Genomic DNA, 4263 nt, shown 5'->3' on the forward strand with positions numbered 1-4263 from the left:
CTGCAAGACCGTCAGCGCATGCAGGGGAATTAGCGTTTTCGGCAGGAAGACGGTAAGGACATTGTCATTGATCCTTTCCATCATGTTCGAAAAGCGGTGGTACGCATCATCGCTTTCCGATGGCGCAGGCAACAGGTCTTCTGGCGGGCCTTCGTAACCGCGGAAGAATGCCAATAAACACTGCAACCCAATCAGGTTTACACCAGGGTTCCGGGCGCCAATTTCCGCTGAGATGTCCAGACCCTCTGTCGCCGTGCTCAGCGCTTGTTCGAGACGTTGCAACGTGGTGGCGGGCTGGCGCTTTGCCCAAGGCGCACCGGTCAGAGAACGATCGCGAACAAAAGCCGTCGTCAAATAGGCGCTCACCTGCTCAAAGGCGCGGACTTGACTAGGATCAAGGGCCACTCCCATTGGTCGGTGCTCTATGTAAGCGGCCAGCTCTTCGAGTTTCGAAAGAGCAGTATCCGTCTCGCGCCGGATCGGATACCGGGTCCGCTGTGGAACTCCGGAGGGCCACGCCTTCTCGTCGGACGCGTCGATGCAGATGATGTTACCCTGGAATTCATCTCCCCATCTGCCGGCCCTGCCGGCAAGGTTCCAAAAATCCTGCGGCTCCATAGGGGTTTTTTTGCCTTTGCGGGGACCGCGAACCACAATGGTCCTGCAGGACAGATTGACGCCCTCTATTAGTGTGGACGTGCAGACGAGGAACTTGAGCTTCCCTGTCTTGAATAGACGCTCAACTTCCAGGCGGATGAGCGAAGGCATGTTTCCATAATGGAAAGCGACGCCGGCTTCCACCAATGGTGCCAACCTGTAGCTTCTGTGTACGCACTTTCGCGCCAGATCTGCAACGTCAACAAGCTCTTGGTCGATCYCTTTCGCTTTCGGCAGCAACTGACTGATTAGGTCAGCGACATCCTCGGCTTCGGCCGCTCCGTTCGCGTAGACGAGAGTACCGCCCCGTTCACCGATAGCTGCTGCAATGAATGCGAGCTTTTTCGCCAGTGTGCCTGGTTTACTTGCGAGCGTCAGCGTCCCCAGAGCCAGGTATTCTTCGTTGTGACGGAACTTGAGCGCCCATTTGGTTGGCTTGGCGGGGACTTGGTGAGCGACGACGATGTTTTGCAAGACGGTCGCCACATCGCTGTCGATCGGGATAGTCGGCGTGCTGTCCGGTGCGTCGTCAAGCAGCACCTCCGGATTTTGTGTCGCAGGGCTTACGAAAGTCACACGCATGTTTGGGCTTGATCGAAGAAGGCGCTCGATGGCGTCTTGCAGAATGACGCCGCGCTGTGGGTCCCCGATCTTGTGAGCCTCGTCGACGACAACAAGATCGATGTCGACACGTTCGTGCAATAGGTTGGCTAGAAGATGCAACCGCTCTTGGGTGAAGACGAAGACGCATCTCTTGCCAGATTTTTCCGCGGCAGCATACTTTTGCGCCGAGGGAAGTGACGAGATCTCGATATCGAGTCCGGATTGGGCGGCAACCTGGCCAAGAGACGCCTCGATTTCCGAGACAAGGGCGCGCGTTGGGGCTAGGTAAACCGCTCGTCGAATTTTCTCGGTTGCGAGGCAGTCGACAAGCCACTTCAAGACAAGGAAGGTCTTGCCAGAGGCAGTGGGGGCGGAAGCAGAGATCCAAGCCCGTTCCTGACCAGCAGCGCGCCAGAATTCAAGCTGAAATTCGTTGACTGGCAAGCGCTCACCCGTCGCCTCTAAGAGGATCGAACTTTCCAGCTGCTTGCGTTGATCTTCGATTCTCAGCGCGACGCCGAGCCTTGCTTCCAGATCCGGCTTTAACCGTCCACGCTGCTCGGCCAAAGCCACCGAGCGGCGATTTGACAGCTTATCGAACAACACTGCGGCGGCGTCGCGAACCGAGTCTGAAGTCGGTAGCAACATCGCTCCGGTCGCGACGCGTAGGCTTGCCTCGCGGTGCAGGCGCTTTTTTGATCGCGCGAGGATGCTCGCAGCGAACAGCAATCGCTGCCAATCAAACGTGACATCGTCAAGTGCTTGCTCCTGAGCGACGTTGTCGAGCTCCAGAAGAGTGGTGACCAGGCCAAGCTGCTGTAACTCGCCATGCAACGACGTCTCGTAAAGCCAATCTTGGAGTTCAGTTTCAGTCATCAGCGCCCCATGGCCTCAAGGAACGCTTCTCTGAACTTGTCGACGGAAGGAAGCGGCAGGCAGAGAAAATGGATATCGAAATGCTGAAGCTTCTCCTCCGTCAGCCTTCGTCCTACTGATGTCGACCAGCCTTCAATGCCTTTCTTCGCGGCATTCACAATATCCTCGAGTACGCCGTGGCCATCGTCTTCAGGATAGAAATCCGCATCAAAGCCAACCAGCGCTACACCGCAATATTCGACCCTGTTGGACATCGGTGAACTTGTGTCGAAGAAGCGACGGAAGGCGGCCGACAATTCAGGATCGCCGAGGTCTGCCTTATCACTCAAAAGCACCAAGTCACGCTCTCGGGATGACCCAAGGTGGTCTTCTTCGATCAAAAATGGTGCCAGCGAACTGAGGCAGTCGCGGATTGCGTCGGTGGGATCCTTATAGACTTTGGACTCGCCCCAGAAGAGCTTCAATTTCCCATCGTCGGAGACCGACGCATAGACGCCGTCGGCCCCATGATAGTGCATCCGGCTGTCGGTTTTGAGGTCCATCTTGCAGAGAACATGAGGGATGCCCAAAAATCGCTCTGCCAGAAGGAAAAGAAGCATTTCGCCTCCCTCGCCGGTCTTGGCCAGATCGGTGAATACCGCTCTCGCTTTTTCGTGCAGCGCTGCGATGGCCGATGTGGATCGGAACTTTGCGTCCCGCTCCCTTGCCTCCTCGATGCGCGTCCGAGGGATGGCGTAATCGGCCGCCGCATGGCGCATGAATTCGGCAAGCCGCTTTAGCTTTACCTTGCCGTTTCCATCTGTCGTCAAACAATGGCAATACACCGAAACCTTGTGGCCATCGATTACGATGTCACGTTCGACGAGCTGTAAATGCACGTCCAACTCGTCCGGATCACCCGACAAAATAGCGTCGAGCTCTGCACCGGTGATCTCTGCCATGTTCCCCCATTCCTAAAGAATCATTTGCAATCATATTGCGAATCAAAATGAGGCACTGCAAGTGTAAGGAGGCATATGAGATACAGTTGGCCTTATGATATTACATTTTTTCGACCTGTTATTTTCGAGAGAGCGACTCGGCTACGCTACAGCCGTTTAACCATGACAAGCGCATCAACAAAAACAAAGGTTAAGCTGACCGTCATGGAGACGGTCTATCCGCCTATATCCAGCCAAGAGGCCGTATGGCTCCAGCACATTTCCGAGGTCGAGGAGCTCTGGCGCGGGAGCGATTTTTACATGATCGGCGGTCGCGCCGAGGCAACCTTCCGGAACGTTGCCGTCGACGCCGATAGCCACGTGATGACGCTGGATTTCTTCGTCGGCGACGACTGCATCGATGCGGTTACCCTCAATCTGCCGGCGCTCCCCGGCGTTGCCGCAGCTCCAAGCAATACCTACTGGATAGAGGCCGGCGAAAAGCTGATACGACTCTGGGATGGGCCTATCGACGAACCGGGGTCGACAGTCCTCGAATGGTTCACGACGGAAAAGTTGATCTGGGATCGCTCACGCGGACGTTCCGGCATCACCGGTTTCGATCGCTACACAAAAGCGGCCACCTATGATCTGCTCTACGTGGGTATAGCAAAGGTTGGCGACAGCTTCGACCGCCTCATCAGCCGCGGCCACAGAGCGCGCATGGAGATTCTCTCCAACGAACCGCAACGATACCCCGGCGCGCGCGTCACGGACGAGACGATCCTCTTTCTATTCCGCGCTCAGCCTTTGATCATGACCACTTTCGGACCGGACCACGACTTCGAAAACGAGGACTTCAGCGGCGCTTACGATCACAAGCGTATCGTCGCCGATGCCGAGAAGGCCTTCGTCAGCCTCCTGAAACCGCAGTACAACGTCGTGAAGTTCGCAAATTACCCGAAGGGCGCGGACGGTCTGCACGGGTCCGACTATGTCCGATACGGCTACGTCATCGGCGAAAGCCTCACGTTTAACACGGCACATGGTCAAATGGCGGGAGCACGAGATCCTCTTACCGGCTCCTACACCGGCGAAGCGGACAGCATCTTCGTCGACGGCGACAAAGTCTCTCTCTTTGTATCCGGCGTCGACTATCCTTCGGGTGGCAAGGGAACTTTGGCAAGCGAACCGGCCGATTGAGTAT

Annotated in this window: 3 protein-coding genes; 1 reads left to right on the top strand and 2 read right to left on the bottom strand. The window is 56.3% G+C overall.

Going from position 1 to position 4263, the window contains the following annotated elements:
• Both AC1D17_RS27870 and AC1D17_RS27875 read right to left on the bottom strand, forming a co-directional pair.
• The coding region (locus tag AC1D17_RS27870; protein ID WP_477568475.1) for a DEAD/DEAH box helicase at window positions 1-2136 on the bottom strand (2136 nt) is incomplete at its 3' end.
• Window positions 2136-3077, bottom strand: coding sequence for a HamA C-terminal domain-containing protein (locus AC1D17_RS27875; protein WP_222377226.1), 942 nt, complete (start codon window positions 3075-3077; stop codon window positions 2136-2138). The genes AC1D17_RS27875 and AC1D17_RS27870, both read right to left, overlap by 1 nt.
• 162 nt (window positions 3078-3239) lie before the next feature.
• On the opposite strand from AC1D17_RS27875, the gene AC1D17_RS27880 reads away from it, so the two are divergent.
• Complete coding sequence (locus tag AC1D17_RS27880) at window positions 3240-4259, top strand: hypothetical protein (protein WP_477568476.1); 1020 nt, start codon at window positions 3240-3242, stop codon at window positions 4257-4259.
• Window positions 4260-4263: the final 4 nt, after the last annotated feature.

This window comes from Pararhizobium sp. P1_E7 (assembly GCF_056405855.1).